The sequence below is a fragment of the Streptococcus sp. 5004 genome (genome assembly GCF_013276755.1).
Taxonomy (GTDB): domain Bacteria; phylum Bacillota; class Bacilli; order Lactobacillales; family Streptococcaceae; genus Streptococcus.
On sequence record NZ_VMLP01000008.1, the window covers coordinates 126,015 to 152,970 of the forward strand.

The following is a 26,956-nucleotide window of genomic DNA, read 5'->3' on the forward strand; positions in this document are numbered from 1 at the left end:
CCGACTATTTTTTGTATTATTAGGGAAACAAAAGTCTTCTAACAGCATGTAGGCCGTCTCACACGGAAACAGCTTCAGTTAGAGCGAGTTGCCCACCTGCTTAATTGCGCGGGTTCAATACAAACCGTGAAGTTTCGGCACCAATACAGCTTTTTCTTTGCCTCCTTAGCTCAGCTGGCAGAGCAGCGGACTCTTAATCCGTGGGTCACAGGTTCGATCCCTGTAGGGGGCATAGTATATAGTTTAGAAACGTTGTTAAATCAACGTTTCTTTTTGATTTGGTCAACTTTTGGTCAATAATTCTATTTTTTAACTAAACTCGTCAAAACAGCACGAACTTTGTTATTTTCAATATCTGCTTTTTCTTTTATAAGATGTCCATAAGTTTCAGTTATTTGTTTAATATCTCTATGACCCATTAATTTTGAAACTGCCCAAATATCAACACCCATTGCTAACATTGTTGAACAATACGTGTGTCTCAGACCTGTACTTGTCATAGTTTGAGGATGAATTTTTAAGGTCTTTAAAATTTGTTTTAAATGCTTGTTCACTCCTGCATTTGTTACAACATTATAATTCAAATCAATAAAAATCATATTTTCATTATTCGTAATCATCTCATTTTCAATGAATACAGATTGCTCTTGTTTTATTTTCTTTAAAATTGTTAATGTATCTTCATCTATTGGAACTGTTCGAACTGAATCTTCCGTTTTGGGTTTTGTCCAACGTTTTTTTATAGTATCATATCTGCGATATGTTTTTATTTCTGAACTTTCCCACAATACACAATCCCATGTGAGACCTGCAACTTCCCCTGCACGTAATCCCGTTTTTAGTTGAATTAATAGTAAATGTGGAACGATTGAAGTTGTTAAATCAAGATTGCTTTCTAAATATGTTACTAACTTTTGATAGTCTTCAAAGCTATGAATATATTTTTCATCTCTTCGCTTTTGTGGAGGTCGTCCTGAGAGTATAACTCCTTCAGTAAAATCTTCGATATTAAGCTTATCTCTTTTCGCAAATACAATCACATTTCTAATTTCCGCATTCATTCTACTAACATTGTCTCTGCTATTAGTTTCAGCGTACTTATTAATAAATTCTTGATATTCGCTTGCTTTAATTTTTAAGGCTGGTTTGTCTTTGAAATATGCTTGAATGAATTTACCACGTATTAGATGCTTATTGAAAGTAGATTCCGCTTTTCCAATTGGTTTAACTGTTAATTCTAGCCACTTTTCCCATAGAGCATAGAATGTAATATTTTTATCAATTATTGCACCATTAAGCAATTTTAACTCAAGAGCTAACGCTTCAATTTCAGCTTCTCTTTTTGTCTTAAAGCCTGAATTTGAAGCAACCACCTTTTTATTTTTATCAAAAATTCTATAATCCCATAAATTCTTTTTTCCTCGTTTTCTGAATGAAACTGACATGATTACCTCTTTCTAAAAGACGATAACCAAGATATTATCTTGATTATCGTATCATAAACTAAAGATTTCTGCAAAGTTTTCTTCAAAAAATTGTTTCGTTTTACTAGCTAAGAAATAGTACCGTCCACCCTGACTGTCTGGATATTTCACAAACCCATCTTTGTTTTTATCAATATCGATTTTTGAGCGAATAGCAGGTTGATAAAGAACATGTTCCAATAGCCAAGGTCGAGAGACTGAAACCATCTCTAAAACCTCGGATAAGCTCATATACTTCCCCTGAGAAGCCTTGTTTTTTAAGTTGAGGTATTCATCTTTTTCTACTATGATATGAGAGGCAGGCAACTGTACTTCTAAATTGTCTATTTTGATTAAAATTTTATCTGTCATATAATTTTTCCTTATTCTATGATACAATAGAAGCAGAAATAGTATTTATTATTTCCACTAGTTTTAGTTATCACTGCACTCGCTTTGGTCGGTTGAGTCTGTAGTGATAACTTTTCTTTTGCTGTCAATATTTTTTACTTTCTTAATTCTTCCTAATATATCCGAAGCGATTTTTCGAAATTCTTCTTCATTTTCTACACTGTTTAGTGAATACGTCTGTAATTTTTCAAATGCTTGTTTTGCTTTTTCTTTTAAATCACGTTTTGCTGTGTAATTCCATAATTCAATTTTGATAACCTTATTCTTTTCATCGTGAATCATTTTAATTACAAATCTAATTCTTCGCATTAGCTGATGATATTCTTTATTTTTCTTTCCAAACCACGAATCACACCAATCCCAATAACTATCTGAATTTGTGATAATTGTTAAATCATTGATGATATACGCATCTTTAAACCGTGAACTTAACTGTGTAGCTGAATCTGGTTCTAGTATCTGAAATAACTCTCGAAAAGTCATGCCACAACTTGCATCTAGTTCATTGATTACAATTGTTTTTTCCCCTTTGTAGCCAGAACCTAAATCGAAACGCTTTTTATTTATTGATGGGGTATGTGCTCCTAATCTATCACGTTCTTCTGCAAGTAAGCGTGCTAAATATGATTTTCCTGTTCCTCCTTCAGCTTGAATATAAATACCTGTATGATTTCGTTCGCCCTTACTCATACGAATAAACTCCTTATGAATAAATTCTTGTCTGTTTTCCTCAAATTGTCTTTTATTTGAATTCCACGCTTTTTGTGCTATCCGTTGAGTGAATTGCTCAAATAATTGTTGTTTTGCTTCAGTTGTAAGTAAGCCTTCTTCTGAGATTAGATAGCTTAATTCTAAACAATAATCGTCTATTTCTAGACCATTGTCAGATTTTTCTTTGCTATGATTTTTGATTTTTCCCATGATATCATCGATATAGTTTGTATTTTCTGATGAAATGACTTCTTTGACCTCATAGGGGAATTTGTGTTCTTCCATATTACGTTCATTTCTATGTGTTAAATATCGACATGCTTTTATCGAACTACGAACAAACTCTAAATTTTGTTCTCTTGAAATTGATAAGCTTTTATAAACAGATGAATAAGTATGAGCATGTTTGAAATCAATATAAAAATGGGCATGCAATGGTTTTGAACTTCCGTCATCTTTTAAATCTTTATCATGAAAAATAATATGATACCTATCATCTTCATTTTTACAATAGTCTTTAATACGTTGAACAACGGATTCACGAAAATCTTTTTCAGTTAATTTTAAATTTGCATTATGTTCATATTCAAATGAAATTTGACCAAAAAATTTTCTTTTTCTATCATTTTGATTAATCTTCATAAAAATCCTTCCTGATTTTGACACAAAATAGAGAGTGTGTGTTGATTTTGAGTTGTTGTGATATGGTTTGAATGTGGATGCACTGACGGAGAAAAACGTGCATCCACATCCAAACAAACATCATATTTTCTTGACACATCACAACATAAAAATCTTATTCATTAGACGTGAATTGTTTTAAATTTATGGTGCTGGTGTACTTGCTTACCTTCAGTAGCAGTACACCGCACCTTTATTTTTTTCTAAATGCTGTTGAGCTGAATGTTCTACTATTTTCTAATCTAATAAAATCATTAAATAAATATCTACTATCTAACTGATTTAATTCTCTTTTAGCCTGTGCTAATAATTCTTCCATAATATTATAACTTTCACAATTCGCTGGAAAAGTCCATGTTGCAACAGCTTTTTGTTCATAGTAAACAACAGTTAATGTCAATAGAGAACGGTTTGCTTTTCTGATAATTTCCTGTTTTGAATTGCTGTAGCGAGAAGATTCTTCCAAAGTTGGCTCTACATTTATCTGCCTACAAAATCGTCTCATTTGCCACGTCGCAACATATGACTTAATGCTATTTCTGAAATAATCAAATTCAGCATTTCTAAATGCAAAATCGATATTAATTATAAATAGTAATAATATAAATGATACACTCGAAATTAAACGTAGTACTGATATAAAAACAATAAAATAAAAAAATGTTTCTATATGTATTTGAAAAATGATAAATGTAGCCAAACGCTCTAAAATAAAAAATATAATAGAAACAAAAATTGTAAAATTAACTACATTGTATTTATTAAAGTATTTCGTCATGTGATTTCTTCCTTCCTGATGTTATAAGAGGGGGTTAGAAGTGGCATAATATGCGTTCGATGTTCACTATCTGTAAACTTGACTATACCTGTACCAATACCAGGTGGGACTACAATATTATCAACATTGATGTTGGGCAATAAAAACTGACAAGTATTCGCATTTATCTCACCTAAAATAAAGATACAGTTAATTTGTTCACGTACTGCTGTATTACCGCCAAATGCAGTTGCATCAAAGCGTTGGCTACATAAAATGAGTGAGATGGAGGTCTGACGGCCGAGAAGAGCAATCGTCCCAAGTAATTGCCCAAATGATTCACGAGACTGCTTAGAGCTCCCCTGAACAAGTGCCAACAGTTCATCAATAACAATATAAATGCGTTCAAACTGAGTTTTTGGATTTGTTAATAATATTTTTTGCCGTTCATATATCTTATTAATGATTCGACCCAACAATTCATTGACCTCTGTAATAAAACTGTTTAAGTTTGAACCATGTGTTGGTGCTAATACTTCTAAACCTAATTCCTTACTTAGTAAGTAAACATCAGCGATTTTAGGGTCGACGCAAATAATTTGATTTGTGAAAGATTTTAGACAACTAATCAAATAACGTAAGAAATGAGTCTTTCCTGTACCAGATGCTCCACTCACCGCCAAACTTGTCACCGCTTTCATTGGGATATTACAAATATTGTTAGCCATAATTGGGAGAGTATTTTCTGACACGTTCTTTTTAATAAAAGATGAAAGATTATCAATCTTTAACCGAGTTGGAATCCCATCAACCCAAGGAAAGAAAAATGCACGTGCTTGATTTTCATTTTTTGTATCATAAGGAACAAAAAAAGCATTATTCTGTGGTAAGAGAGTCTTGAATGGGTAGAGTATGCCAGCGCAAATTGCAAAAATATCAAAGTATAGTTTTTTGCTTAAAGAATAACTTACAGGGAGATTTGGGACGTAAAAAACGCCGGAATCATTGCTTGCAACCTTAATATCAAATGAATTTAAATAAGATGATTCATCATTAATATTGAGAGCGTTATTCAAATTTCTCAAAATAAATTGTTCTAATTCGAATTTGTTTTTACCAAATTCAGTAGTGTCAGAAACAACCGCTTCTGACACTTTCTGATTTTGGCTTTTATTCATTAAAAAAGCCATGCATTATTTTCCTTTCTTCTTAATATCTTTTGCCCTGAAATAAAGTTGTCCGTACTGGTTTTCAAAAGCTTCTAAATCTTCAAATTCAACAATATCTCCGATTTCGAATTTTGATAAATTTGGCTTATTTTCTGGTAAAAACTTGACCTTAAAAGGATTGTGATTATCACTTGCAACGTAAACTTGATAGCCTTGAATGTTATCTGTACGTTTCATTTTTTCTTTACCGTTGACAATTTCGCCCGATTTTTCAAATTCATATTGAATCTCAAGTTGTTTACCAACCAATTTTACAACTTCATCTGAAAGAGCTTGTTCTGCTAGGCTAGCACTGTAGCCATTTGTGCGTTTAAAAAATGCCATAATTGGCCCCCTTTGTTAAAAAGTATTTTAAAGTTTTGCTACGAGAGCAGTAACTTTATGAGTCTATTCTAGCAATAATTTTTTCGAAAATCTATAAAATGTGTATTTTAAATTTGACAAATCAATATTTACGATATATAATTTATGTGTACGATATACATTAGAAAGTGTTAAGGAATAAAAAATGACTAATTTAAAACTAAAAAGATTATCTGAATTTATTGATGACATGATACAAAAGTATCAAATTGAGGAAACAAAAAATATTAAAAAAAGTTTACGTAGAAAATTTGTTACAGAATTGGAAGCTATGGGACAGTGGGATAAAGCTAATTCTAAAACTTTTGGTCGAAACAGAACAAAGGTATTCAATTATGAAATTCTTGATAGATTAGAGAAACGGTGTGAACGATATTTAGTTAAGAAGAGCGGATTTGATTTTGATAAGTTCAAAGATTATAAAAGCAACATAGATAGTGAAAACTATTTTGAAGAAGCAACAGAAGATGAGCTAAAGGATATGCATGAAAGAGCTGTTTTTAGGTCATGGGCTGGTTCTATTTCAAAAGAAGAGATTCGAGATGTCATGCTAACAGCTTTATTTGAAAAATTTTTTACTTCTATTGATATTGAACAATGGCAAAAAGACAGTGATTTTTTAACAATTGTTGATGCTAATGATGATAGAGAATCTAGTTTTGAATATTACAGGGCGAAGGAACGTTATTCGTCTCACAATAAATCTGCATATTATAAGGAAAGAAAATAAATGAATAAAAAATAACCGCTAGGATGTGTGAATCTTAGCGGTTATTTATGTTGTTTAATAGGGTTGCTACTGCATCAATTATATCTGTTTTTTGTGGTTCTGGTATTTGTTCAAGTTGATTGATAATATTTTCAATTTCTTTACTCTTTTCTGGAAAACCGAAATTAAAAAATGTTTTTTCATCTACTTCAAGAGCTATAAGTATTTTATTCAGTGTTTGTATTTGAAAATTATATTTTTCATTTTCTATGTTGTGGATATGTTTCGAGCCTAAGCCGGCTAATTCGGAAAGTTTTTCTTGGCTTAGCCCTTTTGTTAATCGTAAATATCTAATTCTTTTTGCAATAAAAGTTTGTAAGTTGTTTTGATTCATAATTGTTTACCTTCACTATTATTTTAAAGAAAAACATTATAAATAATAAGTAGTACAAATTACACTTGTATAGTATATAAGTGTTGAATATTACACTATATAATGATAAAATAGTGTAGTAAAACTATAAAAATTAGCTCATTTTATCAGCCATCAAAGGAGAAAATGATGAAGAAACTGAAAACCCTCACAACTTCAACAGCTATTGCGCTTGCGTCTGTTGGTGTGCCTGCATTTGCTCAGGAAGCAACTGTTTCAGCGCCAGTTGATGCAACTACTGCAACTGCTGTCAATGAACCTGCTCTTGTTTCAAAACCTGTAGCCAATACAAAACCAGAAGTGAAGAAATCTTCTGATGTCAAGCCTGCTCTTGATGCTCAAGCGTCTACTGTTAAACAAGTTGAAGCTGAAAGTGAAACAACAAAAGCTGAAGCTACTTCTGCTAATCAAGCTGTCACAACTACTGAAACTGCTTTGACAAGCGCTAAAGAGGACTTGAAGTCAGCAGAAGCTGTTAAAGCAAATGCTACAGAAGAAAATATCACTGCTACAAAAGCAAAACAAGACGCAAATGTAAAAGCTCAAGAAGCCAATCAAAAAGCAACTGAAGCGTCTACTGAAGCGATTAAAGCGCAAACTGAAACTGTAGCAACTGAAACTGCTAACGTTGCAAGCGCAACAAGTAAGAAAGCTGAAGCAGATAAAACAGTAACCGCTAAAGAAGCGAATGTAAAATCCGCTGAAGACGCGCTAAATGGTTCAGGACTTGGCGAAGCTAAAGCCTCACTTGCCCAAGCTGAAAAAGATATTGAACAAGCCAATGCAAATATCTCAAGCGCAACAACAGCTGTCGAAACTGCTAAGAAAGCAGATAGCGACCGAGCAGATGCCATCAAACAAGCTACAAACAATGTGAATGTCAAAAATGATGCCTTGAAACTAGCTAAAGAAATGATGGACGCCGACCAAAATAAAGTTGATTCTATCCAAGAAAAAGCAGATGCTACAGCGTCTAAAGAAAAAGAAGCTCAAACTGCTTTGGATGCGGAAAAAGCTCGCTCTGGTGAAGCTGTCATTCATATGGGAAATCCAGTTCACCATTTGACAGATGAAGAAAAAGCTTACTATGGTCTTGATAAGAACGATATCACATTCTCAGATGCTAAAAGCTATTATGTACGTAATCGTTATAAAAACGATGGTAAAGCAGACGAACTAATGTTGACAATGGGAGCAAAAATGCACAAAGCTCTCACAGTTGACTTCAATAAGAATGATGATAAACGCAACATCAACATTGACAATTTAACAGATAAAGAAATTGCTGAAATTAGTGATTTTTATGCTAAATTGGTAAATGCTTTACAAGAAAAAATGGGATATTCAGAAAAATACCGAGCTTATGCTGCACAAGATACTCTTGAGCATAGTAAACAAAAAGCTAAAGCATATGAAGCTCGTGGAACTGACCCTGCTGTTGCTGGTCACATTAAAGATAATGTTGGTAGTGAAAATATGGCATTCATCTATGCTAGTGACGATATTTCCACAATGCAAGATTTGAAAAATGCAGCATTACGTGCTTTCAAGAGCTATTCATTTCTTGATGATCAATCACATTGGGGACACGCCGCTAACAACCTAAACGGTGGTGGTGTTGCAATGACCGTTGCTAACATCAATGGTAAACGTTGGTTTGTAAACTCATTTGGTAGTGATGGTAAACACAAAATCAACCTCAACCAAGACCTTGCCCAACTCGAAGCAAAACTAGCTGAGGCACAAAAACAAAACAGCCAAGCTCAAACTGCTCTTGCAAACGCTAAAGCAGAATTAGCAGCAGCTTCACGTAAATATGCTTCTGCACTTGACGCTAAAACAGAAGCTGAAAAAGAATTGGCAAGCAAATCAAATAGTCCACTTCAAACAGAAGTTGCTGAAAAGAACTTGCAATTGGCAAATCTTGCTTTGAAAAATGCACAAGAACGTAAAGCAACTGCTGAAAAAGCTGTTGAAAATTTCTCAAGAAGCCAAGCAGAAAAAGAAACTGCTCTTGAAAAAGCTAAAGATGAACTTGCTACAGCCAAAACTGCTCAAAAAGATGCTGAAACTGCTCTTACAAATGCACAAGCAAAATTGCAAGCAGAAGAAAACAAGTTGACTGCACTTCAAGATGAACAAGCAAAACTACATGAAGAAAAAGATAAATTGGTGTCAGATGCAAAAGCAATTGCAAATGAATTGAGTGCTTATCTAAACGCAGATAAGAATCTTGCAGATGCGCAAGCAAAAGTAGCTGATTTGGAAACAAAACTAACTCAAGCAAAATCTGCTGCAAAATTGGCACAAGATAAATTAGACGCAGTTACAGTCAAATTGCAAGCTGAACAAACTAAATTAGCTGAAATCCAAGAAGAGTTTGATAAGTTGCTAGACTTAGAAAACAAAACTAAAGATAATGTAGTTGCAACTCTACCAGATGGAACTGTTGTTGCTGTAGACTCAAATTCTAATACTTTGCCTACAGAAAATACTGAAAAAAATGTTGATAAAACAAAACCAGCTTCACAATCAGGTAAAGATGTTGCTTTGGATGCTAAAGAAGATGTTGTTGCGAAAGATAAAGAACAAACAAAAGATAAACAACAAACATATTCAGCTCCAGCTGTTAAAGCAGGTGCAGATGAAAAAGTGACATATTCACGAGTAGAACGTGCAAAATCATTGCCAGACACAGGTGAGTCATCGAGTGTTGCAATGTTGGTACTCGGTGCAATTCTTGGAACATTTGGACTTGTAACAGTACGTAGAAAAAATTAGAATAATAAAAAAATCTTCTTATCATAAATAGGAAGATTTTTGTTAAAATATATTAAAAGAAAGAAATAATGTGAGGATTAAAAAATGAGAACTCCTAAGATATATAATGATTTAATTAAGAATAAAGAAATAACAAATAAAATTATTGCAGAATGTATATATTCTGTTAATAAAAGAGCAAAAAACTATCGAGATAAAATAGAAGATTATAAGCAAGCTGGATTCTATAGATACAAAGAAAATAATATTGAAAATGCAAAAGAACAGAAAGAAAAATACTATAGTATGAAAGAAGATTTATTATTAAACTTCAGTCCAAAATTAATTCATAAACAGTATGCAGGTGAGAAAAGACAACGAGTCTATAGTTATCAAAAAAATTATGAAAAACTATATAATGAAAAAAGAAATGATATTGTTTGGGAAAATAGTTACTATGACTACGATAGAAATAAGGAAGTTGAATTTTTTGATTATAGCTTAGGTGAGAAAAAATATTTATATTTCTTATATTATGAAATCGGTGAATATAGTTTTCATACCCCAATTACAGAAGAAAGGGTAGAAAAAAATACTCAATTGGAAATCAAAGAAATAGATGAGAATTTTCAAACTCATGGAGCTGATATAGTAGATTTACTTTCAACTCAATTTGTTCAAAAAGTAATAGACTTGTTAGATAGTGGAGATTATACAATTATAGAATAATTAAAAAAATCTTCTTACGTTTGTAGGAAGATTTTTTGGATTCACAAAACTAGTTTAAAAGACTACGCTATTTAAACCATTTTTGAGAATGCATATCGGACTATACCAATTGCGCCGAACACGGTATCGAACCATGTATAAAAAATCGTGATTATTGATTTTTTAAACTTAGGAATTACAGGAAAAACTAAAAATTTATTTGGTCAACCACTGGTCAATTTCCTTAATTTCAATACTAACTAGCGTGTGATAATATCTTGATTTAATCGCTTTTTACTTATTTATTTTAACTTATTTTAACGCTAATTTACATGTAGGGGGCATCTATATACAACAGGAAAAGCCTTGGAATCAAGGCTTTTTTGTGTAGTCTTAGAACTAAAAAACGATAGAAAAAACGCCCCTTCTGAACTGCGCCATATGAAGTTATTTAAGCACCTCCTTTTCTTTTATTGCCATTTTCTGTTATAGTAAATTGTACTTCTAAAATAGAAAGGTCTTAAGATGACAACTCTTATTAAACATAAACGTGTAGAATTTTCAGAACTTTTTTATGACTTAGTTTTTGTTTTTGCAATTTCAAAAGTAACTACTTTAATCGACCATCTTCATAACGGTATTTTGACTTGGAATTCTTTCCTTGATTTTTTCATTGCTATTTTGGTTCTCATCGATTCCTGGATGATTCAAACCGATTATACCAATCGCTATGGAAAGAACTCTTTATTTAACATGGTAATCATGTTTATCAAAATGGGACTTTTACTCTTTATAGCCAATATGATTGGACCTGATTGGCAACAATATTTTCATTATCTCTGTTGGGCTATTGGTACATTAACCCTTACCTTATTTTTTCAATATTTGGTTGAATTTTTTAGAAAATCAACCGATGATGTTGAACGGGAAAGTATCAAAGGTTTTCTATGGATAACAGGTCTAGGAAGTTTAGGAGTCTATCTAGCAACTCTTCTTCCTATTTACGTTAGAGTCTATATCTTCTTTGCTAGTATTCTGTTTATCTTTATTATGCCAAGTATCTTGCTTAATAAAGATAAGCATTACCAGGTAAATCTTCCCCATTTAATCGAGCGCATCTCCCTTCTTGTCATTATTACGTTTGGAGAGATGATTACGAATCTAGCTAACTTCTTTACAATCGAGAATTTCTCGATTTATTCGGTTCTTTATCTCATTATTATGATTTCTCTGTTCTTGTTTTATTTTGGTCAATTCGACCATGCTATTGATGAAAAATCTAATCAAAAGGGACTATTTCTAATTTACAGTCACTATCCTATTTTCATTGGACTTATGATGATGACTGTATCGATGAGTTTTCTTCAGAATCCTGAAGCTAATCGTCTCTTTGCAACCAGCTTCTCTTATATCGGATTTGGCCTCTTTCAAGCTGCTGTCCTAGTAAATGGGCCCTATAACAAACACTATCTTCGCTATTCGAAAAGTTACTACTGTGTCCAAGCGACACTCTATCTGGCTGCCTTGATTCTCTCTTTAATCTTTGCTTCTAATCCTATAATAGTAGTGAGTATAACAACCATTTTAGCTCTAGCTATAGCCATTCATTTTATTTATTTTTATATGACACAGAATAAAAAATATTCCAAATCTAACTGGGAGTTATTTTAATGAGTTTATAACATAAAAAAGCTTTGGGAACCAAGGCTTTTTTGATTTCTATCTAAACTTTTTCATAAGGTATTTTCGTGCAGGTGCTTCAATGGTTTGAACAATTTCAAATCCTTCTTTTTGATAGAGGTGCTTGGCTGCTTGATTTGCATCGAAGACATTTAGAGAAATACTATCTATGTCTCCATTTTCAAAAGTCAAACTAACAAATTTCCTTAAGGCCTGGCTACCTAAGCCTTGCCCCTGTTTCTGGGGGTTGATAAAAAATCTTCCAATATGAAGATTGCTGTCTTCTTGCCTGATTTTCTGGATAAGCCCCACAAACTCGTATCCATCAAAGATTGAAAAGATTCCTTCCAAATCTTGCAAGACTTGAATGGTCAAGGGAAAAGGAATCATTGGTCCCATCCATTGTTCTTGAAAGGATTTGCCGAGGGAGTTGGACCATTGGCATACGAGCTGAGCATTTTCTGTGCTCACCTTTTCTTCAAAACGAATTATCATCTTTGCCTCACCATCTTATCTATGTTTCTCCATTATACTACTTCTCCTATTTTTTACGAATAGATAAGTATGATTGATTTTTATTTTTTTCTTGTTGGGAGCATTCTCGCTTCCTTTCTCGGTTTGGTCATTGACCGTTTTCCTGAGCAGTCCATTATCCGACCTGCTAGTCACTGCGATTCCTGTCAGACTCGCTTGCGTCCCTTAGATTTGATTCCGATTCTCTCGCAGATCTTCAATCGCTTTCGCTGTCGCTACTGCAAGGCTCCTTATCCTGTCTGGTATGCCCTCTTTGAACTAAGCTTAGGACTCCTCTTTCTATCTTGGTCTTGGGGTTTTCTTTCCTTGGGGCAAGTCATCCTAATCACTGCTGGTTTGACCTTGGGCATCTACGACTTTCGCCATCAGGAATATCCCTTACTGGTCTGGATAACTTTCCATCTGCCTCTAATGGTCTACTCAGGCTGGAATCTGGTCATGGTCTTTTTCCTTGTCCTAGGAATTCTAGCTCATTTTATCGATATCCGTATGGGTGCAGGGGATTTTCTCTTTTTAGCTTCTTGTGCTCTCGTCTTTAGTGCGACCGAATTACTCATCTTGATTCAGTTTGCTTCTGCAACAGGGATTCTGGCCTTTCTCCTGCAAAAGAAAAAGGAAAGACTTCCTTTCGTGCCTTTCCTATTACTCGCTACTTGTGTGATTATTTTTGGTAAGCTACTGCTTGTTTGATAAAGTCCTGAATCGGCTCTCCTTTGTGGAGAGCTTTTACGATTTTTGAACCGACGATAACACCATCTGACACCGCATTGAAGCGTTCTACATCGGCTTGACTAGATACACCAAATCCTGTCAAGACGGGGATGTCAGCCACTTGATGCAATTGTGCCAAGTGCTTGTCCAAATCTGCTCGGTAATTGCCTGATTTCCCTGTCACCCCATTGATAGCAACGGCATAGACAAAACCTTCTGCCCCTTCAATCAACTCTTTCTGACGCTCAATCCCTGTCGTCAAACTAACTAGAGGAATCAAGACGATGTCTGTATCTGCCAAAAAAGGCTCTACAAAGTTAGCATGTTCATGAGGCAGGTCTGGGATAATCAATCCCTTAACCGCTGTATCTGCCAAATCTTTGACAAAGTTCTCCACACCGTACTGAAAGAGGGGGTTGAAGTAGGTCATAATGACCAGTGGAATCTCTGTTTCAATGGTTTTCAAGGTTTCAACCAAAGCTTGTGTCGAAGTACCATGAGCTAGACTGCGCAAGCCTGCTTCTTCGATAACAGGTCCATCTGCGACAGGATCTGAAAAGGGAATACCCACTTCAATGGCAGAGACACTCAAATCTTCTAAAAAGTGGATTGTTTCACCGAGACCATCCAAACCTTTCTCGTGGTCTCCAGCCATGATATAGGGAACGAAAATTCCTTTTCCAGCTGCTTTTATAGCATTCAATTTTTCTGTTAATGTCTTAGGCATGAGCTTCTCCCTTCTTTGCTGCATCTGCTTCCAAGCGGTCCTTGACTTGAACCACATCCTTGTCCCCACGACCTGATAGACAGACAATCATGGACTTGTCTGGACCCAGTTCTTTGGCTAATTTCACCGCAAAGGCGATAGCATGGCTAGATTCCAAGGCTGGGATAATCCCTTCCACACGAGACAAGAGCTGGAATCCTTCCAAGGCTTCCTCGTCCGTCACAGGGACATAGCTAGCACGTTTAATATCGTGGTAGTGAGAATGTTCTGGACCGATACCAGGATAGTCCAAACCTGCTGAAATAGAGAAGGCTTCAAGAATTTGACCATGGGCATCTTGGAGCACATCCATAAGGGAACCGTGAAGGACACCTGGGCGACCCTTGGTCAAGGTAGCTGCGTGGTGCTCTGTATCCACACCAAGCCCTGCTGCTTCAGCTCCATACATAGCTACAGACTCATCTTCTACAAAGGGATGGAAGAGACCGATGGCATTTGAACCACCTCCAACACAGGCTACTAAGGCATCTGGCAGATCTTGACCTGTCAAGTCGCGGTACTGTTGTTTAGCTTCTCGACCGATGACACTTTGGAAGTCACGAACAATTTCTGGGAATGGATGAGGTCCTAAGGCAGATCCAAGGATATAGTGGGTATCATCGATATTAGCTACCCATGAACGAAGGGCTGCATTGACCGCATCCTTGAGCACGCGCGAACCATCTGTCACTGCCTCAACCTTGGCTCCCAAAAGCTCCATACGGAAGACATTGAGGGCTTGGCGTTTGACATCTTCCTCACCCATGTAGATAGTACATTCCATGTTAAAGAGGGCTGCAGCTGTTGCAGTTGCTACACCGTGCTGACCAGCACCTGTTTCTGCGATAATTTTCTTTTTACCCATGCGTTTAGCCAGAAGAACTTGTCCCAAGGCATTGTTAATCTTGTGAGCCCCTGTATGGTTAAGGTCTTCACGTTTAAGATAAATCTTGGCTCCGCCAATATGCTGGGTCAAGTTTTTTGCGTAGTAAAGAGGAGTTTCACGTCCTACGTACTGACGTAAGAGCTGATTTAATTCCTCTTGGAAACTTGGGTCTGCCTGACTTTCACGGTAAGCCTTCTCCAACTCCAAAACTGCTGTCATCAATGTTTCTGGGACAAAACGTCCGCCGAATTTTCCGTAAAATCCATCTTTATTTGGTTCCTGATATGCCATGCTTTACCCTCTCTATAAATCTTCTAATCTTTTCATGATCTTTTTGTCCGTCTGTCTCCACTCCGCTTGATACATCGACTGCATAGGGAGTAAAGTGTTGAATTGCTTTTACTACATTGTCTTCATTAAGCCCACCTGCGATAAAGAAGGGCTGAGTTAATTCTGTCGTATCCAGTTGTCCCCAGTCAAAGGTCTGGCCACTCCCTGCCACAGGGGCATCAAAGAGTAGATAGTCTGCCTGAGAATTGGGCACATGACCCTCTCCATCCACCTGCACAGCCTGAATACTGGCACAAGGCAAATTCTCAAACAAATCATCCGCCACCTGACCATGAACTTGAATCAAGTCCAAGTCAACTTTTTCAATCGCTTCTAGCAGTTCTGCCCGACTTGGTGAAACAAACACACCAACCTTTTTGACATCTGCAGGAATAAGCTTTGCCAGCTCGGCAGCCTGATCCAAAGTCACCTGTCTTTTACTAGGTGCAAAGACAAAACCGATGTAGTCGGCTCCTGCTGAGACGGCTGTTTCCACCGCTTCTTTGGTCGATAGTCCGCAAATTTTAACCTTTGTCAATCTGCAACTCCTTGATTCTCTGAGCTACATCTTCTGCCTGCATAAGAGCTGTCCCAACTAAAATTCCATTAAAGTATGATGCTACTCGTTCCGCATCCTGCCCTGTGAAAATAGCAGATTCAGAAATGTACAAGCAATCATCTTTGAAATGTTTAGCCAAGTCTACACTGGTCTGCAAGTCAACTTCAAAGGTGGTCAAGTTGCGGTTATTGACCCCGATAATCTGGGCACCAAGTCTGTGAGCCACTTCTAGTTCAGCTAGATTGTGAGTCTCCACTAAAACTTCCAGACCAAGCTCTGTCGCATAGTCATAAAGTTCCTTGAGACGTTCTTCTGACAAGGCTGCAACGATGAGCAAGATGACTGTCGCACCAGCATTGCGAGCTCGAATGATTTGCTTTTCATCGATAATAAAGTCCTTGTTAAGCGTCGGAATGTTTACCTGACTGGAAATCTCCCGTAGATAATCCAAATGCCCTTTAAAGAAAACTTCATCTGTCAAAACAGAAATCATCACTGCTCCGTTTTCTTCATAAGTCTGGGCCTGTTGCACAATATCCACATCGAGATTGATATCTCCCAAACTAGGGCTAGCTTTCTTGACCTCAGCGATTACCTGCAAGCGGTCTTGGTGTTGCTTTAGATAGTCAGCCAAGCGATAGGTCTGGCGCAGGGGCTGGATTTCCTCCAGCTCCATCTGCTCCACCTCACTCGCCTTCTGCTCTAAAATTCGTGCTAAAAATTCCTGACTCATTTTTGGTACTCCTGTAACAGTCTGAGTTTTTCAAGAGCCTTGCCACTAGCAATCACTTGACGAGCTAAGGCAACTCCTTCCTTGATATTATCTACCTTACCATTAGCATAGAAACCAAGACCAGCATTTAAGACTGTCGTTTCCAAGAATGGACTTGGTTCATTTTTAAGAACGCTGAGCAAAATTTCTGCATTTTCCTGAGCATTGCCACCACGGATATCTTCGATAGCGTAACGCTCCATCCCTAAATCCTCTGGAGTAAAGCTTGACAAGCTGATTTCGCCATTCTCAAGAAGAGCAATCTTAGTTGTTCCATTCAAGCCAGCTTCATCCAATCCTTCTGGCCCAGCAACCACGATGGCACGCTTGCGACCCATATTTTTCAAAACCTGAGCTGTACTTTCTAGAAGTTCTGGACGACTAATTCCAAGAAGCTGTGTTTCCAAAGCCATTGGGTGAATCAGAGGACCAGTCAAGTTCATAATCGTTGGAATTCCCAATTCCAAACGAGCTGGCATGATGTATTTCATTGCTGGATGCATATTTTTAGCAAAGAGAAAGACGATGCCAGTTTTATCAAAGACCTTACCTAGTTCAGCTGGTTTGAGGTCTAGGTTGATACCCAAGGCTTCGAGAACATCTGCAGAACCAGATTTAGAAGAAATCGAACGGTTACCGTGCTTGGCCATGTGAATACCGCCACCAGCCAAGACAAAGGCTGCAGTTGTGGAAATATTAAAACTGAAAGACTTGTCCCCACCTGTACCACAGTTGTCCATAGCATCATGAATTTCAGTTGGAATATGTTGGGCATGCCCTCTCATGACTTGGGCAATGGCTGTGCGTTCTTCAGGTGTTTCCCCCTTCATCTTAAGAGCTAAGAGGAGAGAAGCAATCTGCGCCTCCGTTACACGCCCAGTTACGATACGCTCAATGACATCCGTCATTTCCACACCTGATAAATTTTCAAATTTTGCTAGTTTTTCAATAATCTCTTTCATCCTAGTTTCCTCACTTTACAACATTCTCGATAAAATTCCGAATAGAAGACAAGCCATCTGGCGTTCCGATACTTTCTGGATGGTACTGGAATCCATAAATTGGAAGGGATTTGTGTTGAATTCCCATAATAGCTTGGTCATCAGTCGAACGAGCTGTCACTTCAAAGTCTTCTGGCATTTCTTCAATCAAAATACTGTGGTAACGCATGACCGCACGGCCGTCCTCAATGCCTTGATACAATACAGATGGGGCTTCAAAGCTGATATTGCTCTGTTTCCCATGCATGACTTTTGGAGCCAAGCCTAGCTTACCACCAAAGACTTCTGCAATGGCTTGGTGGCCCAAACAAATCCCTAGAATCGGCTTCTTGACTGCAAAGTCACGAATCATGTCTTCCATCTTACCAGCATCAACTGGCCAACCAGGACCAGGAGAAAAGACCAGACCATCTGCTTTTTCAGCTTCTTCATACAGCTTGGGATCATCATTTCTCAAGACCTGCACTTCTGCAAAATTCCCAATGTATTGCGCCAAGTTATAGGTAAAAGAATCATAGTTGTCAATCAATAAAATCATGGTCTTAGTTCTCCAATTCTAGTCATAGATTTAGCCTTGTTAATGGTTTCTTGGTATTCGTTTTGGGCGATGGAGTCATAGACAATCCCTGCCCCAGCCTGCACATAAGCTGTTTGATTTTTGAGAATCATAGTTCGGATGGCAATGGCAAAATCCATATCACCTGTCGCAGACAAGTAGCCAATCGCTCCTGCGTATACGCCACGTTTTTCCGTTTCCAGTTCATAGATGCGTCTCATAGCACGAATCTTTGGTGCTCCTGACACTGTTCCAGCAGGAAGTGTTGATTTCAAGGCATCCATTGCAGTGAGTTCTGGAAGCAAACGCCCCTTGACCACGCTGGTCAAATGCATGACATAGCGGAAGAGCTCCACTTCCATATACTTAGTAACTTGGACACTGGCCGTTTCAGAAATGCGACCGATATCATTACGTCCCAAATCTACTAGCATCCGATGTTCTGCTGTTTCCTTCTCATCAGAAAGTAAATCTGTCGCCAAGGCCTTGTCCTCTTCTTCCGTAGCCCCTCTTGGTCTCGTTCCCGCAATCGGATTGGTTGTCACGATGCCATTTTTGACTGAAACCAAACTTTCAGGACTGGCACCGATGATTTGGTAATCATCAAAATCATAGAAATAGAGATAATTAGATGGATTGGTCACGCGAAGATTTCTGTAGAAGTCAAATGGATTTCCAGTAACCTCTGCTGAGAAGCGCTGACTGAGTACACATTGGAACATATCCCCGTTACGAATCAAGTCACGAGCTGTTTCCACCATTTCCTCAAACTTCTGAGGAGCGATATGCGGTTTGAAGTCCAGCGGAGATAAATCCAAATCTTCAAATTCATTTGGAGCAGGGATGCGTAATTCCTCCAGCACTTGGTTCAAGGCTTCTTCCAAATCTTCTTGACTGCGCTCGCTGTAAAGAGCATCCTCTATAACATGAATTTTTTCCTTCTTGTGGTCAAAAACTATGTAACTCTCATAGACAAAGAAATGCATGTCTGGCGTTCCAATGGTATCCTCAGGGATTTGACCAATTTCTTCATAGAGCGAAATCATATCGTAACCAACAAAGCCAATAGCTCCCCCACCAAAAGGTAGGTCTGAATGGTGCTGGCTCTTATGAGCCACTTCATAAAGGAAATCCAAAGGATCCCGATCAATCACTTGACCATTTTGATAAAGGACTCCATTTTCAAACTTAATCTCAAAAACTGGATTATAGGCTAGGATAGAAAAACGAGCGGTTTCCTTGTCTCTCGGAATACTCTCTAAGATAACCTTGTGTTGCCCCTTTAGGCGCATATAAGCCAAGATTGGTGATAAGACATCTCCATGAATGATTCGTTCCATTGTAATTTCCCTTTCAGTTCTAATTCTAGTCTGTGGCGACTGTATGAAAAATCCCCACGCAAAATAACTTGCGTGAGGACGAAATTCGCGGTGCCACCTCAATTATAGGATTTCTCCTATCTCTCATTCCTGTCTTAGAAAGATTCTGTAACAGGCTGTGCGATAAAGGGCACTCCCTTGAGAATTATGTTTTCTTCTCTTGTTTCAGATGGACCCAACCTTACAGCTTTCTCTGCTTGTTTCCAGCAACCACAAGCTCTCTGTGAGAGAAAAGACTGTAATTTTTCCATCTTTTATTTTTTAGCTTCTAGGTAGTCTGCAATCGCAGCTACGTCCTTGTCTCCACGACCAGAGACATTGATGATGATAATATCATCTTTACTTAGTTTTGGTGCACGTTTAACTGCTTCTGCGATAGCGTGCGAACTTTCAATCGCTGGGATAATTCCTTCAGTCTTGCTGAGAAGGAGGAGAGCCTGAACAGCTTCTTCATCCGTCGCAGCCACATATTCCACGCGACCTGAATCTTTGAAGTAGGCGTGTTCTGGGCCAACCCCTGGATAGTCCAATCCAGCTGAGATAGAGTAAACTGGAGCCAACTCTCCATCTTCCTTAAAGACTGCATAAGTCTTCATGCCGTCGACAATTCCGATACTACCTTTTGTCATAGTAGCTGCGTGCTTGTCTGTGTCAAGTCCGTGACCAGCAGCTTCGACCCCAACCAATTTAACTTCTTCATCAGCCACATACTGAGAAAATGCACCAATAGCATTAGAACCACCACCTACACAAGCAATGACATAGTCTGGTAAGCGTCCTTCTTTTTCTAAGATTTGACGGCGAGATTCTTCACTGATGACTTTTTGGAACTCATGAACAATGGTTGGATATGGGTGAGGTCCCACAGCAGATCCCAGAACATAAAAGGCTTCAAGGTCATTCATCCATGCTCCAAAGGCTGCATCAACCGCATCCTTAAGAGTTCGTGTTCCCGTTTCAACTGCATGAACAGTTGCTCCCATCATCTCCATACGGAAAACATTGAGACGTTGACGTTCCACATCTTCTGCCCCCATGTAGACGTCACAGGCCATACCAAACTTGGCTGCAGCCGCTGCTGTCGCAACACCGTGCTGACCAGCTCCTGTTTCCGCGATCACTCGTTTTTTGCCCATACGTTTGGCAAGAAGAATTTGTCCTAAAACATTGTTAAGTTTGTGAGAACCAAGGTGGTTAAGGTCTTCGCGCTTGAGATAAATCTTAGCACCACCTAGGTGCTCTGTCAAACTTTCTGCAAAATAGAGCGGTGTTTCGCGACCTGAATAGTCCTTCAAGTAATGGCGAAATTCTGCCAAAAATTCTGGATCATCCTTGTACTTTTCAAATGTCACTTCCAACTCATCCAACAAAGCCTGAATCGGCTCCGGTACAAAACTACCACCAAATTGTCCAAAATAACCTTTAGTTGTCATAAAATTTTTCCTCTTTCAGTATTTATTCGACTTTTTGTTTGCTTTTAGTAGTAGGCAAGGAGCTGCAGATAGAACTCAAGTTCATCAAAGCGACTTAACGCCCTAATAAAAGATAAACAAAATGACGGATAGAAAAAAGCCCACACACAGAAAATACTTCCGTGTGAGGGCGTTGGTAACGCGGTGCCACCTCAATTATAAAGGGACTATCCCTTTACATCTCTGCCTTGTCTAACAACAAGTTGCACTGTAAGGTGTGCGCACCGAATTTTCATTGTTTCAAATTCATTTTTAAAATCAGCCCACTTTCACTACTTCCAACCACCTGTTCACAATCACCACAGGCTCCCTGAAGATCAAAAATAGTTACTTTTCTGATTTGTTGAACTTATTTTAATACTTTGTTTTTTCTTTGTCAAGACTTTTTTACAATTTTTTTGATGAAGCTAGTACTTTTTCAGAAACTGTTTTGAAAGTCTCAATGATATAGTCCACTTCTTCATCGCTTAGTTTAGTATGAAGAGGGAGAGTAATTTCATTTTCAAAGAAGGCATAAGCCTTAGGATAGTTCGCCATATCAAAGCCAAGATTCTTATAAGCTGTCAAGAGCGGAAGTGGTTTGTAGTGGACGTTACTTGCAATTCCTGCTTTGGCTAATTCTTGGATGATGAGGTTGCGCTCTTCTAAACTTGCTCCTTCTACATGGGTGATGTAGAGGTGGCGTGAAGATTCGACAGTTTCAGTCTTGTGTGCCAATGGATAGATACGAGAACCTGCAAAACCACGATCATAACGGTCCACGATGTCCTTACGACGGCCAAGCAAACTTGGGTAACGATCCAATTGTACCAATCCAAGTGATGCCATTATATCTGTCATATTGCACTTGTAGGCTGGTGTGACGATATCGTATTCCCATGAACCCAGTTGCATCTTGGCAAGAGCATCCTTAGTTTGCCCGTGAAGGGAAAGGATTTGGAATTCTTTGTACATCTCTTCGTCATCAATCGCTGGACTTGTTTTCCAAGTCGCACTTCCTCCCTCAGCTGTTGTAAAGTTCTTAACAGCATGGAAAGAGAAGGATGTAAAGTCAGCGATAGAACCAGCTGGTTGTCCTTTATATGTTGATCCCAAAGCATGGGCACTATCAGAAACAATCACGATACGGTTAAAGGCTTTTTGCCACTTGCTTGACGCAGTAAAGAGATCACGTTTTTTCTCCACGACTTGGAACAAACGGTCATAATCGCAAACAATCCCTGCGAGCTCTACTGGGATGATCACCTTAGTTTTCTCAGTGATAGCTTGCTCCAGCAGATCATAGTCCATCTCAAACGTATCTGCTTGGATATCCACCATGACAGGGGTTGCTCCCACGTGCGTGATGACACTACATGAAGCTGTGTAAGTCATAGCTGGAACGATGACTTCATCACCAGGCCCCACTTCCAAAACACGCAAAATCAACTCAAGAGCGGCAGTCGCAGAGTTGAGGCAGACAGTCTTAGGCGTCTGTGTGTATTGAGACAAGCGACGCTCTAGTTCTTTTGTCTTAGGACCTGTTGTAATCCAACCAGAACGAAGAGTATCCGCTACTTCAGCAATTTCTGCTTCCGTAATATCGGGTGGTGAAAATGGAATATTGTAATTTGGCATTGATTTGCTCCTTTTATCTGTACTCATTTTCTCATGACTACTTTATTTTAGCACTTCAAACACGGTTTGAAACATAATTTTGATGTCTCCAAGGAAACTAAATTCTCGGAGATAAGAAAGGTTATAGCGCATCTTTTCAGGAAGGACATGTTCGACATAGGCTTGGTCAACTGACAGGCCTTTTTCGGTCATTTGACTGATAATAGTGTCCTCATCCTTGTAGTGAATGCTGGCTGGAGAGGTAATCCCTGCTGGTAAAAGCAAGGTTGCCATCATTTCAGGGCTATACTGCTCTGTGTAGCGTGGCACTTCAGGTCGTGTACCGACAAAGGACATTTCGCCTTTAAGGACATTCACCAGCTGAGGCAGTTCGTCCAAACGGACACGGCGGATAAAATTGCCAACCTTGGTAATGCGGCTATCGTTAGCAGAAGTCACCAGACTCCCTTTTTTATCCGCATCCGTCACCATGGTACGGAACTTCCAAATCTTGAAAGGTCGATTGTACTGGGTCACGCGCTCTTGCTTGTAAATCACTGGTCCCTTGCTATCCAACTTGATCCAAATGCTCAAGATGAGAAAGATGGGAGAGGCCAGAACCAGTAAGACCAAGGCCAGAACCCAGTCCAAACAACGCTTAAAAATCAGCGAACCCTTCCTTTTAGAGACAAGCTGGTAGTAAGACTCAACCTCGCTTGATTTCATTTCCACGGGCAAGTCTTCCCATTTCAGCATGCTGTTTCTCCTTTGTTTTTATTATACTATTTGTCAACATTTTTCATTATACCACAAAATGGAAAAGGCGGTGAAAGAAATCTGTAATTTGAAGGATTTCCTTCTTATGCTCAATGAAAATCAAAGAGCTAGCCACAGGCTGATCAATGTACAGCTTTGAGATTGCAGATAAAGCTGACATGGTTTTAAGAGATTTTCAAAGAATATTAAGACATGGCCCCTGCCTGCAAGCTATACATCTTGTGGTAGGTTCCACCCAAAGCCAAGAGTTCCTCATGGGTTCCACTCTCGATAATGCGCCCCTTGTCCAATACGTAGATACAGTTGGCATCTTGGATGGTAGAAAGGCGGTGGGCGATGGCAATGGTTGTTCGTCCCTGTCTCATCTTAGCCAGAGAAGCTTGAACCAGACTTTCTGTTTCAGAGTCAATATTGGCTGTCGCTTCATCCAAAATCAGGATTTTAGGCTGACTGGCGACTGTTCTAGCAAAGGCAAGAAGCTGACGCTGTCCAGTTGAAAAACTCAAACCACGCTCGGAAACAGGGGAATCATAGCCCAAAGGAAGTTCCTGAATAAAGGAATCTACATCCACGAAGGCTGCCGCATCCTGGACCTGCTCATCACTAATGTCTTGGTACATGGCGATATTGGACTTAATGGTCCCATGATAGAGGAAGGGTTCCTGCAAGACCAGCCCGATATTTTTTCTCAGTTCTTCCTGACTGTAGTCCCTAATATCCACATCATCCAAGAGAACTCGCCCTGACTGAAATTCATAAAAGCGCATGAGAACATTGATAATAGACGATTTCCCAGAACCTGTATGACCTACAAAAGCAATGGTCTCACCCTTGTTAACAGAGAAAGAAATGTCATCCAGAATCGGATGTTTGCCATCATATGAGAAGCACACATGTTCGAATCGAATATTGCCTTCTTTGACTTTAGCCTGCCCATCTTCTTGATGAGGCTCATAGATCCTCTCGTCGATCAGAGAAAATACACGACCTGCAGACACCATGGAAGTTTGAAGGGTCGAAAAATTTTGCGTCACCTCAATCAAGGGGTCAAAGAGACGATTGATGTACTGGATAAAGGCATACATGGTCCCTGCTGTTATTCCCAGATAAAGGCCACGATAGCCAAAATAGGCCATTAAAACTGCATAGCCTAGAAGTTTCAGCAAACTCATGGCAGGTCTCAAAAAGAGGGCATCCAAGGCTACAGAACGGTTGGCATAGACCAAGTGTTCTTGGTTGATTTCATCAAATTCTGCCTGCAGGCGCCTCTCTTGATTAAAGGCCTGGATTATTCTGATTCCCTCGATGTTCTCTGCCAGCTTACTATTGATATCTGACAAGAGACTTCTGGTTTTCTCGATAATCTTGACGGACTTTTTCCGATAGAGATTGACCAAAAGGAAAATCAAGGGGAGAAAGAGCAAGACTAAAGCTGTCAAACGAAAATCCAATACTAACATGGTATAAAGAGTTGTCAGAAAGATGAAAACTGCTGAGATAAAGCTAGATAAAATCCCCGAAAACATATCACTGATAGTCTCGGTGTCATTTGTCAAACGAGAGACGATGGAGCCTGCTGGCGTCTTGTCAAAGTAAGACATACCCAGTTTTTCCATATTGGCAAAAGCATCCCGACGAATATCTCTAACAATACTGTATGACACCCGTGCAAAGAGAAGATTACCGACATACTGGACCAGAGTTTGTAGGATATAAAGGCCATAATAGACCAGCAAAACGGTTACTGCGAGTTGGTTGAGATTGCTGAGATACTGGTCAATAAAATGGGAAGCCACAAGGGGAATGATACTTTTAATGACCGTCGTCGCTAGGAGAAAACTGAGTGCTAAAAAGGTCAGGAGGCCGTAAGGCTTGAGATAGGACATCAAGCGCTTCAATACAGTCCATTGTTCTTTCTTATTCTGCATCTTCTTCTCCCTTCATTTCCAGCTGCTGAGACTGGTAGGTTTGGGCATACCAGCCATCCAAGGCTAGCAAGTCTTCGTGCCTGCCTCGTTCGATAATTTGACCATTTTGCAGGACTAAAATCAGATCTGCATGGACAACCGCACTGAGGCGATGAGCCGTAATAATGGTTGTCTTGTCCTTTCGCGTCTCCTTAAGGTTGTCGATAATCGCATACTCCGTCTTGGCATCCACAGCCGACAAAGAATCATCCAAAATCAAGATATCAGGGTCTAAAATCATAGCCCGACTCATGGCCAGACGCTGCTTTTGACCACCAGAAAGACTGACTCCCTTTTCACCAATCAGCGTATTAAATCCCTGAGGCATGGCTACAATATCTTGGTAAACTTGGGCTAGCTTAGTAGCTTCCTCGACAGCTGAAAGAGGCAGTTTAGAATTGCCAAAGCGAATATTGTCTAAGATTGAAGTCGCAAAGAGGAACTGGTCCTGAGGGACGTAGCCCATGAGATTGCGAAGGTCTGTCAGACGATAGTCACGAATATCGTGACCGTTTAGATAAATGGCTCCCTTGTCAACATCATACTCACGCAAGAGGAGTTTGATTAAAGACGTTTTTCCAGAGCCTGTCTGACCAACCAAGCCCAATGTTTGCCCTTTTTCCAAACTAAAGTGAACATTTGTCAGTGTTTCCTCATTTTCAAAGGCAAAGCTGTCAATAGCGTACTCCAAACGCCCATTTTCGATACCATCTAAAGGAAACTCAGGGTCTTGTACAGGTGATTTCTGAGACAAAAGTTCCTCAATCCGCTGATAGGAAACCTTCCCTCGCTGAGTAATATTAAAGAGGAAGCCGATGGCCATAAGAGGCCAAACTAGCATATCCAAGTAGCTGATAAAGGTAACTAGATTCCCAACCGTGATTTGCCCTTTCTGAACCATCAAGGAGCCGACCAAAAGCGTTAAAACATAGGATGAACCAACAAATAAGAGAACCATAGGGTCAAAGAGACTATCGTATTTCATGGTTTGGAGGTTCTTTTGGAAGGTCAATTCATTTACTTCCTGAAAAGAGGCCAATTCATTAGACTGATAACCGAAAGACTTGGTCACTTTAATACCTGATACAGACTCCTGTACCTTGTTATTAAGTTCGGAAAAGGCTGCTTGGGATTCACCAAAGGCCTTGTGGGTCTTTCTCCCTAAACGACTGGTGGCATAAGCCATGAAAGGCAGGGGAAGAATGGCAACCAAGGTCATCTGCCACGAAATGCTAAAGAGCATGGTCAGCAAGGTCACTAAAGCTGTGATAGAGGCATCCACCGCTGACATAACCCCTCCCCCTGCGAGACGGGTTAAGGCATTGATATCGTTGGTGGCATGTGCCATCAGGTCCCCCGTCCTATAGGTTTGATAAAAGGCTGGAGACATTTTTGTGAAATGCTCAAATAAGCGAGAGCGCATAATCTGTCCCAAACGGTAGGAAGTCCCAAGGATATACATGCGCCAAACATAGCGTAGATAGTACATACCCAAAGCTGCAAGAAGCAGATAAAGGAGGTTCAAAAGCAAGTCCTGCTGGCTTAATTGCCCCGAAGTGATGGCATCAATGACCCGCCCCATAACCATGGGGGGAATGAGATTGAGGACGGAAACCAAGACCAGGGCCACAATCCCGACTAAATAACGGCGTTTTTCTAACTTGAAAAACCACCAAAGTTTTTGAATAATGGACATAAAATCCCTTTCTGATTGCAAATGGAAACCTGAGGCCAAAACCCCAGGT

Annotated in this window: 25 protein-coding genes, 1 tRNA gene and 1 other annotated feature; of the genes, 6 read left to right on the forward strand and 20 right to left on the reverse strand. The window is 39.0% G+C overall.

The window, feature by feature from the left end; all coding sequences use genetic code 11:
- Nucleotides 1-159 precede the first annotated feature (159 nt).
- Nucleotides 160-232: transfer RNA gene (locus tag HT685_RS03620), tRNA-Lys, on the forward strand.
- Between the two features lie 70 nt (nucleotides 233-302).
- Here the strand turns inward: HT685_RS03620 and HT685_RS03625 are convergent.
- From HT685_RS03625 to HT685_RS03650, 6 genes are all read right to left on the reverse strand, one after another.
- Nucleotides 303-1,445: a site-specific integrase gene (locus tag HT685_RS03625; protein WP_153193065.1), complete on the reverse strand. Its 1,143-nt coding sequence runs from the start codon at nucleotides 1,443-1,445 to the stop codon at nucleotides 303-305.
- 51 nt (nucleotides 1,446-1,496) lie between these two features.
- The gene (locus tag HT685_RS03630) at nucleotides 1,497-1,835 is read right to left on the reverse strand and encodes a DUF771 domain-containing protein (protein WP_153193064.1); all 339 of its coding nucleotides are present in this window, start codon (nucleotides 1,833-1,835) and stop codon (nucleotides 1,497-1,499) included.
- A 63-nt stretch (nucleotides 1,836-1,898) separates the two neighbouring features.
- Nucleotides 1,899-3,227 carry a Rep family protein gene (locus tag HT685_RS03635; RefSeq protein ID WP_153193063.1) on the reverse strand — a complete coding sequence of 443 codons (1,329 nt, stop codon included), beginning with the start codon at nucleotides 3,225-3,227 and terminating at the stop codon, nucleotides 1,899-1,901.
- Nucleotides 3,228-3,459: 232 nt separating this feature from the next.
- Nucleotides 3,460-4,044, reverse strand: coding sequence for a hypothetical protein (locus HT685_RS03640; protein WP_153193061.1), 585 nt, complete (start codon nucleotides 4,042-4,044; stop codon nucleotides 3,460-3,462).
- Nucleotides 4,041-5,213: a cell division protein FtsK gene (locus HT685_RS03645; RefSeq protein ID WP_153193059.1), complete on the reverse strand. Its 1,173-nt coding sequence runs from the start codon at nucleotides 5,211-5,213 to the stop codon at nucleotides 4,041-4,043. Before HT685_RS03645 ends, HT685_RS03640 begins: the two co-directional genes overlap by 4 nt.
- Before the next feature lie 3 nt (nucleotides 5,214-5,216).
- Entirely contained in the window at nucleotides 5,217-5,576 is a 360-nt protein-coding gene (locus tag HT685_RS03650; protein ID WP_102211522.1) for a hypothetical protein, read from the reverse strand.
- A gap of 184 nt (nucleotides 5,577-5,760) precedes the next feature.
- Here HT685_RS03650 and HT685_RS03655 point away from each other — a divergent pair, with 184 nt between their 5' ends.
- The gene (locus tag HT685_RS03655; protein ID WP_153193058.1) at nucleotides 5,761-6,345 is read left to right on the forward strand and encodes a hypothetical protein; all 585 of its coding nucleotides are present in this window, start codon (nucleotides 5,761-5,763) and stop codon (nucleotides 6,343-6,345) included.
- 34 nt (nucleotides 6,346-6,379) lie between these two features.
- Here HT685_RS03655 and HT685_RS03660 read toward each other — a convergent pair whose 3' ends face one another.
- Nucleotides 6,380-6,718: a helix-turn-helix transcriptional regulator gene (locus HT685_RS03660; RefSeq protein ID WP_061417958.1), complete on the reverse strand. Its 339-nt coding sequence runs from the start codon at nucleotides 6,716-6,718 to the stop codon at nucleotides 6,380-6,382.
- A gap of 168 nt (nucleotides 6,719-6,886) precedes the next feature.
- Between HT685_RS03660 and HT685_RS03665 the strand changes: the two genes are divergently transcribed.
- The 3 genes from HT685_RS03665 to HT685_RS03675 all read left to right on the forward strand — a co-directional run bounded on the left by HT685_RS03665 (nucleotide 6,887) and on the right by HT685_RS03675 (nucleotide 11,896).
- Nucleotides 6,887-9,538 (forward strand): SEC10/PgrA surface exclusion domain-containing protein, encoded by a 2,652-nt coding sequence (locus HT685_RS03665; RefSeq protein ID WP_173278951.1) that lies wholly within the window; start codon nucleotides 6,887-6,889, stop codon nucleotides 9,536-9,538.
- A gap of 84 nt (nucleotides 9,539-9,622) precedes the next feature.
- A complete protein-coding gene (locus HT685_RS03670) occupies nucleotides 9,623-10,246 on the forward strand; it encodes a hypothetical protein (RefSeq protein ID WP_153193056.1) in 624 nt (207 codons plus the stop codon).
- A gap of 504 nt (nucleotides 10,247-10,750) precedes the next feature.
- Nucleotides 10,751-11,896: a low temperature requirement protein A gene (locus HT685_RS03675; protein WP_173225582.1), complete on the forward strand. Its 1,146-nt coding sequence runs from the start codon at nucleotides 10,751-10,753 to the stop codon at nucleotides 11,894-11,896.
- 48 nt (nucleotides 11,897-11,944) lie between these two features.
- Here HT685_RS03675 and HT685_RS03680 read toward each other — a convergent pair whose 3' ends face one another.
- Nucleotides 11,945-12,400 (reverse strand): GNAT family N-acetyltransferase, encoded by a 456-nt coding sequence (locus HT685_RS03680; RefSeq protein WP_173225579.1) that lies wholly within the window; start codon nucleotides 12,398-12,400, stop codon nucleotides 11,945-11,947.
- A gap of 69 nt (nucleotides 12,401-12,469) precedes the next feature.
- Between HT685_RS03680 and HT685_RS03685 the strand changes: the two genes are divergently transcribed.
- The gene (locus HT685_RS03685) at nucleotides 12,470-13,129 is read left to right on the forward strand and encodes an A24 family peptidase (RefSeq protein ID WP_173225576.1); all 660 of its coding nucleotides are present in this window, start codon (nucleotides 12,470-12,472) and stop codon (nucleotides 13,127-13,129) included.
- Here HT685_RS03685 and trpA read toward each other — a convergent pair.
- The 12 genes from trpA to HT685_RS03745 all read right to left on the reverse strand — a co-directional run bounded on the left by trpA (nucleotide 13,101) and on the right by HT685_RS03745 (nucleotide 26,907).
- A complete protein-coding gene (gene trpA / locus HT685_RS03690; protein ID WP_173225573.1) occupies nucleotides 13,101-13,877 on the reverse strand; it encodes a tryptophan synthase subunit alpha in 777 nt (258 codons plus the stop codon). The two genes, HT685_RS03685 and trpA, sit on opposite strands and share 29 nt — an antisense overlap.
- Nucleotides 13,870-15,093, reverse strand: coding sequence for a tryptophan synthase subunit beta (gene trpB / locus HT685_RS03695; RefSeq protein WP_000331265.1), 1,224 nt, complete (start codon nucleotides 15,091-15,093; stop codon nucleotides 13,870-13,872). Before trpB (HT685_RS03695) ends, trpA begins: the two co-directional genes overlap by 8 nt.
- Nucleotides 15,071-15,670, reverse strand: a complete 600-nt coding sequence (locus HT685_RS03700) for a phosphoribosylanthranilate isomerase (RefSeq protein ID WP_173225570.1) — start codon at nucleotides 15,668-15,670, stop codon at nucleotides 15,071-15,073. Before HT685_RS03700 ends, trpB (HT685_RS03695) begins: the two co-directional genes overlap by 23 nt.
- The gene (gene trpC, locus HT685_RS03705; RefSeq protein WP_173225567.1) at nucleotides 15,657-16,424 is read right to left on the reverse strand and encodes an indole-3-glycerol phosphate synthase TrpC; all 768 of its coding nucleotides are present in this window, start codon (nucleotides 16,422-16,424) and stop codon (nucleotides 15,657-15,659) included. Before trpC ends, HT685_RS03700 begins: the two co-directional genes overlap by 14 nt.
- On the reverse strand, nucleotides 16,421-17,425 hold the full coding sequence (gene trpD / locus HT685_RS03710) for an anthranilate phosphoribosyltransferase (protein ID WP_173225563.1): 1,005 nt from the start codon (nucleotides 17,423-17,425) through the stop codon (nucleotides 16,421-16,423). Before trpD ends, trpC begins: the two co-directional genes overlap by 4 nt.
- 10 nt (nucleotides 17,426-17,435) lie before the next feature.
- On the reverse strand, nucleotides 17,436-18,002 hold the full coding sequence (locus HT685_RS03715; protein ID WP_173225560.1) for an aminodeoxychorismate/anthranilate synthase component II: 567 nt from the start codon (nucleotides 18,000-18,002) through the stop codon (nucleotides 17,436-17,438).
- Nucleotides 17,999-19,360, reverse strand: coding sequence for an anthranilate synthase component I (trpE, locus tag HT685_RS03720; RefSeq protein WP_173225557.1), 1,362 nt, complete (start codon nucleotides 19,358-19,360; stop codon nucleotides 17,999-18,001). Before trpE ends, HT685_RS03715 begins: the two co-directional genes overlap by 4 nt.
- A gap of 71 nt (nucleotides 19,361-19,431) precedes the next feature.
- Nucleotides 19,432-19,657, reverse strand: a binding site (T-box leader).
- Nucleotides 19,654-20,832: a tryptophan synthase subunit beta gene (trpB, locus tag HT685_RS03725; protein ID WP_033676443.1), complete on the reverse strand. Its 1,179-nt coding sequence runs from the start codon at nucleotides 20,830-20,832 to the stop codon at nucleotides 19,654-19,656. Its footprint overlaps the feature before it by 4 nt.
- Before the next feature lie 426 nt (nucleotides 20,833-21,258).
- The gene (locus HT685_RS03730) at nucleotides 21,259-22,488 is read right to left on the reverse strand and encodes a DegT/DnrJ/EryC1/StrS aminotransferase family protein (RefSeq protein WP_173225554.1); all 1,230 of its coding nucleotides are present in this window, start codon (nucleotides 22,486-22,488) and stop codon (nucleotides 21,259-21,261) included.
- 42 nt (nucleotides 22,489-22,530) lie between these two features.
- A complete protein-coding gene (locus HT685_RS03735; protein WP_173225551.1) occupies nucleotides 22,531-23,223 on the reverse strand; it encodes a sugar transferase in 693 nt (230 codons plus the stop codon).
- 206 nt (nucleotides 23,224-23,429) lie between these two features.
- Entirely contained in the window at nucleotides 23,430-25,172 is a 1,743-nt protein-coding gene (locus HT685_RS03740) for an ABC transporter ATP-binding protein (protein ID WP_173225548.1), read from the reverse strand.
- Nucleotides 25,162-26,907: an ABC transporter transmembrane domain-containing protein gene (locus HT685_RS03745; RefSeq protein ID WP_173225545.1), complete on the reverse strand. Its 1,746-nt coding sequence runs from the start codon at nucleotides 26,905-26,907 to the stop codon at nucleotides 25,162-25,164. The genes HT685_RS03740 and HT685_RS03745 overlap by 11 nt, the downstream gene beginning before the upstream one ends.
- Nucleotides 26,908-26,956 lie beyond the last annotated feature (49 nt).

What these genes read in the sequence shown, in the direction of transcription:
- HT685_RS03625 (WP_153193065.1), bottom strand. Translation starts at nt 1,445, where the DNA reads ATGTCAGTTTCATTCAGAAAACGAGGAAAAAAGAATTTATGGGATTAT.
- HT685_RS03630 (WP_153193064.1), bottom strand. Translation starts at nt 1,835, where the DNA reads ATGACAGATAAAATTTTAATCAAAATAGACAATTTAGAAGTACAGTTG.
- HT685_RS03635 (WP_153193063.1), bottom strand. Translation starts at nt 3,227, where the DNA reads ATGAAGATTAATCAAAATGATAGAAAAAGAAAATTTTTTGGTCAAATT.
- HT685_RS03640 (WP_153193061.1), bottom strand. Translation starts at nt 4,044, where the DNA reads ATGACGAAATACTTTAATAAATACAATGTAGTTAATTTTACAATTTTT.
- HT685_RS03645 (WP_153193059.1), bottom strand. Translation starts at nt 5,213, where the DNA reads ATGGCTTTTTTAATGAATAAAAGCCAAAATCAGAAAGTGTCAGAAGCG.
- HT685_RS03650 (WP_102211522.1), bottom strand. Translation starts at nt 5,576, where the DNA reads ATGGCATTTTTTAAACGCACAAATGGCTACAGTGCTAGCCTAGCAGAA.
- HT685_RS03655 (WP_153193058.1), top strand. Translation starts at nt 5,761, where the DNA reads ATGACTAATTTAAAACTAAAAAGATTATCTGAATTTATTGATGACATG.
- HT685_RS03660 (WP_061417958.1), bottom strand. Translation starts at nt 6,718, where the DNA reads ATGAATCAAAACAACTTACAAACTTTTATTGCAAAAAGAATTAGATAT.
- HT685_RS03665 (WP_173278951.1), top strand. Translation starts at nt 6,887, where the DNA reads ATGAAGAAACTGAAAACCCTCACAACTTCAACAGCTATTGCGCTTGCG.
- HT685_RS03670 (WP_153193056.1), top strand. Translation starts at nt 9,623, where the DNA reads ATGAGAACTCCTAAGATATATAATGATTTAATTAAGAATAAAGAAATA.
- HT685_RS03675 (WP_173225582.1), top strand. Translation starts at nt 10,751, where the DNA reads ATGACAACTCTTATTAAACATAAACGTGTAGAATTTTCAGAACTTTTT.
- HT685_RS03680 (WP_173225579.1), bottom strand. Translation starts at nt 12,400, where the DNA reads ATGATAATTCGTTTTGAAGAAAAGGTGAGCACAGAAAATGCTCAGCTC.
- HT685_RS03685 (WP_173225576.1), top strand. Translation starts at nt 12,470, where the DNA reads ATGATTGATTTTTATTTTTTTCTTGTTGGGAGCATTCTCGCTTCCTTT.
- trpA (WP_173225573.1), bottom strand. Translation starts at nt 13,877, where the DNA reads ATGCCTAAGACATTAACAGAAAAATTGAATGCTATAAAAGCAGCTGGA.
- trpB (WP_000331265.1), bottom strand. Translation starts at nt 15,093, where the DNA reads ATGGCATATCAGGAACCAAATAAAGATGGATTTTACGGAAAATTCGGC.
- trpC (WP_173225567.1), bottom strand. Translation starts at nt 16,424, where the DNA reads ATGAGTCAGGAATTTTTAGCACGAATTTTAGAGCAGAAGGCGAGTGAG.
- trpD (WP_173225563.1), bottom strand. Translation starts at nt 17,425, where the DNA reads ATGAAAGAGATTATTGAAAAACTAGCAAAATTTGAAAATTTATCAGGT.
- HT685_RS03715 (WP_173225560.1), bottom strand. Translation starts at nt 18,002, where the DNA reads ATGATTTTATTGATTGACAACTATGATTCTTTTACCTATAACTTGGCG.
- trpE (WP_173225557.1), bottom strand. Translation starts at nt 19,360, where the DNA reads ATGGAACGAATCATTCATGGAGATGTCTTATCACCAATCTTGGCTTAT.
- trpB (WP_033676443.1), bottom strand. Translation starts at nt 20,832, where the DNA reads ATGACAACTAAAGGTTATTTTGGACAATTTGGTGGTAGTTTTGTACCG.
- HT685_RS03730 (WP_173225554.1), bottom strand. Translation starts at nt 22,488, where the DNA reads ATGCCAAATTACAATATTCCATTTTCACCACCCGATATTACGGAAGCA.
- HT685_RS03735 (WP_173225551.1), bottom strand. Translation starts at nt 23,223, where the DNA reads ATGCTGAAATGGGAAGACTTGCCCGTGGAAATGAAATCAAGCGAGGTT.
- HT685_RS03740 (WP_173225548.1), bottom strand. Translation starts at nt 25,172, where the DNA reads ATGCAGAATAAGAAAGAACAATGGACTGTATTGAAGCGCTTGATGTCC.
- HT685_RS03745 (WP_173225545.1), bottom strand. Translation starts at nt 26,907, where the DNA reads ATGTCCATTATTCAAAAACTTTGGTGGTTTTTCAAGTTAGAAAAACGC.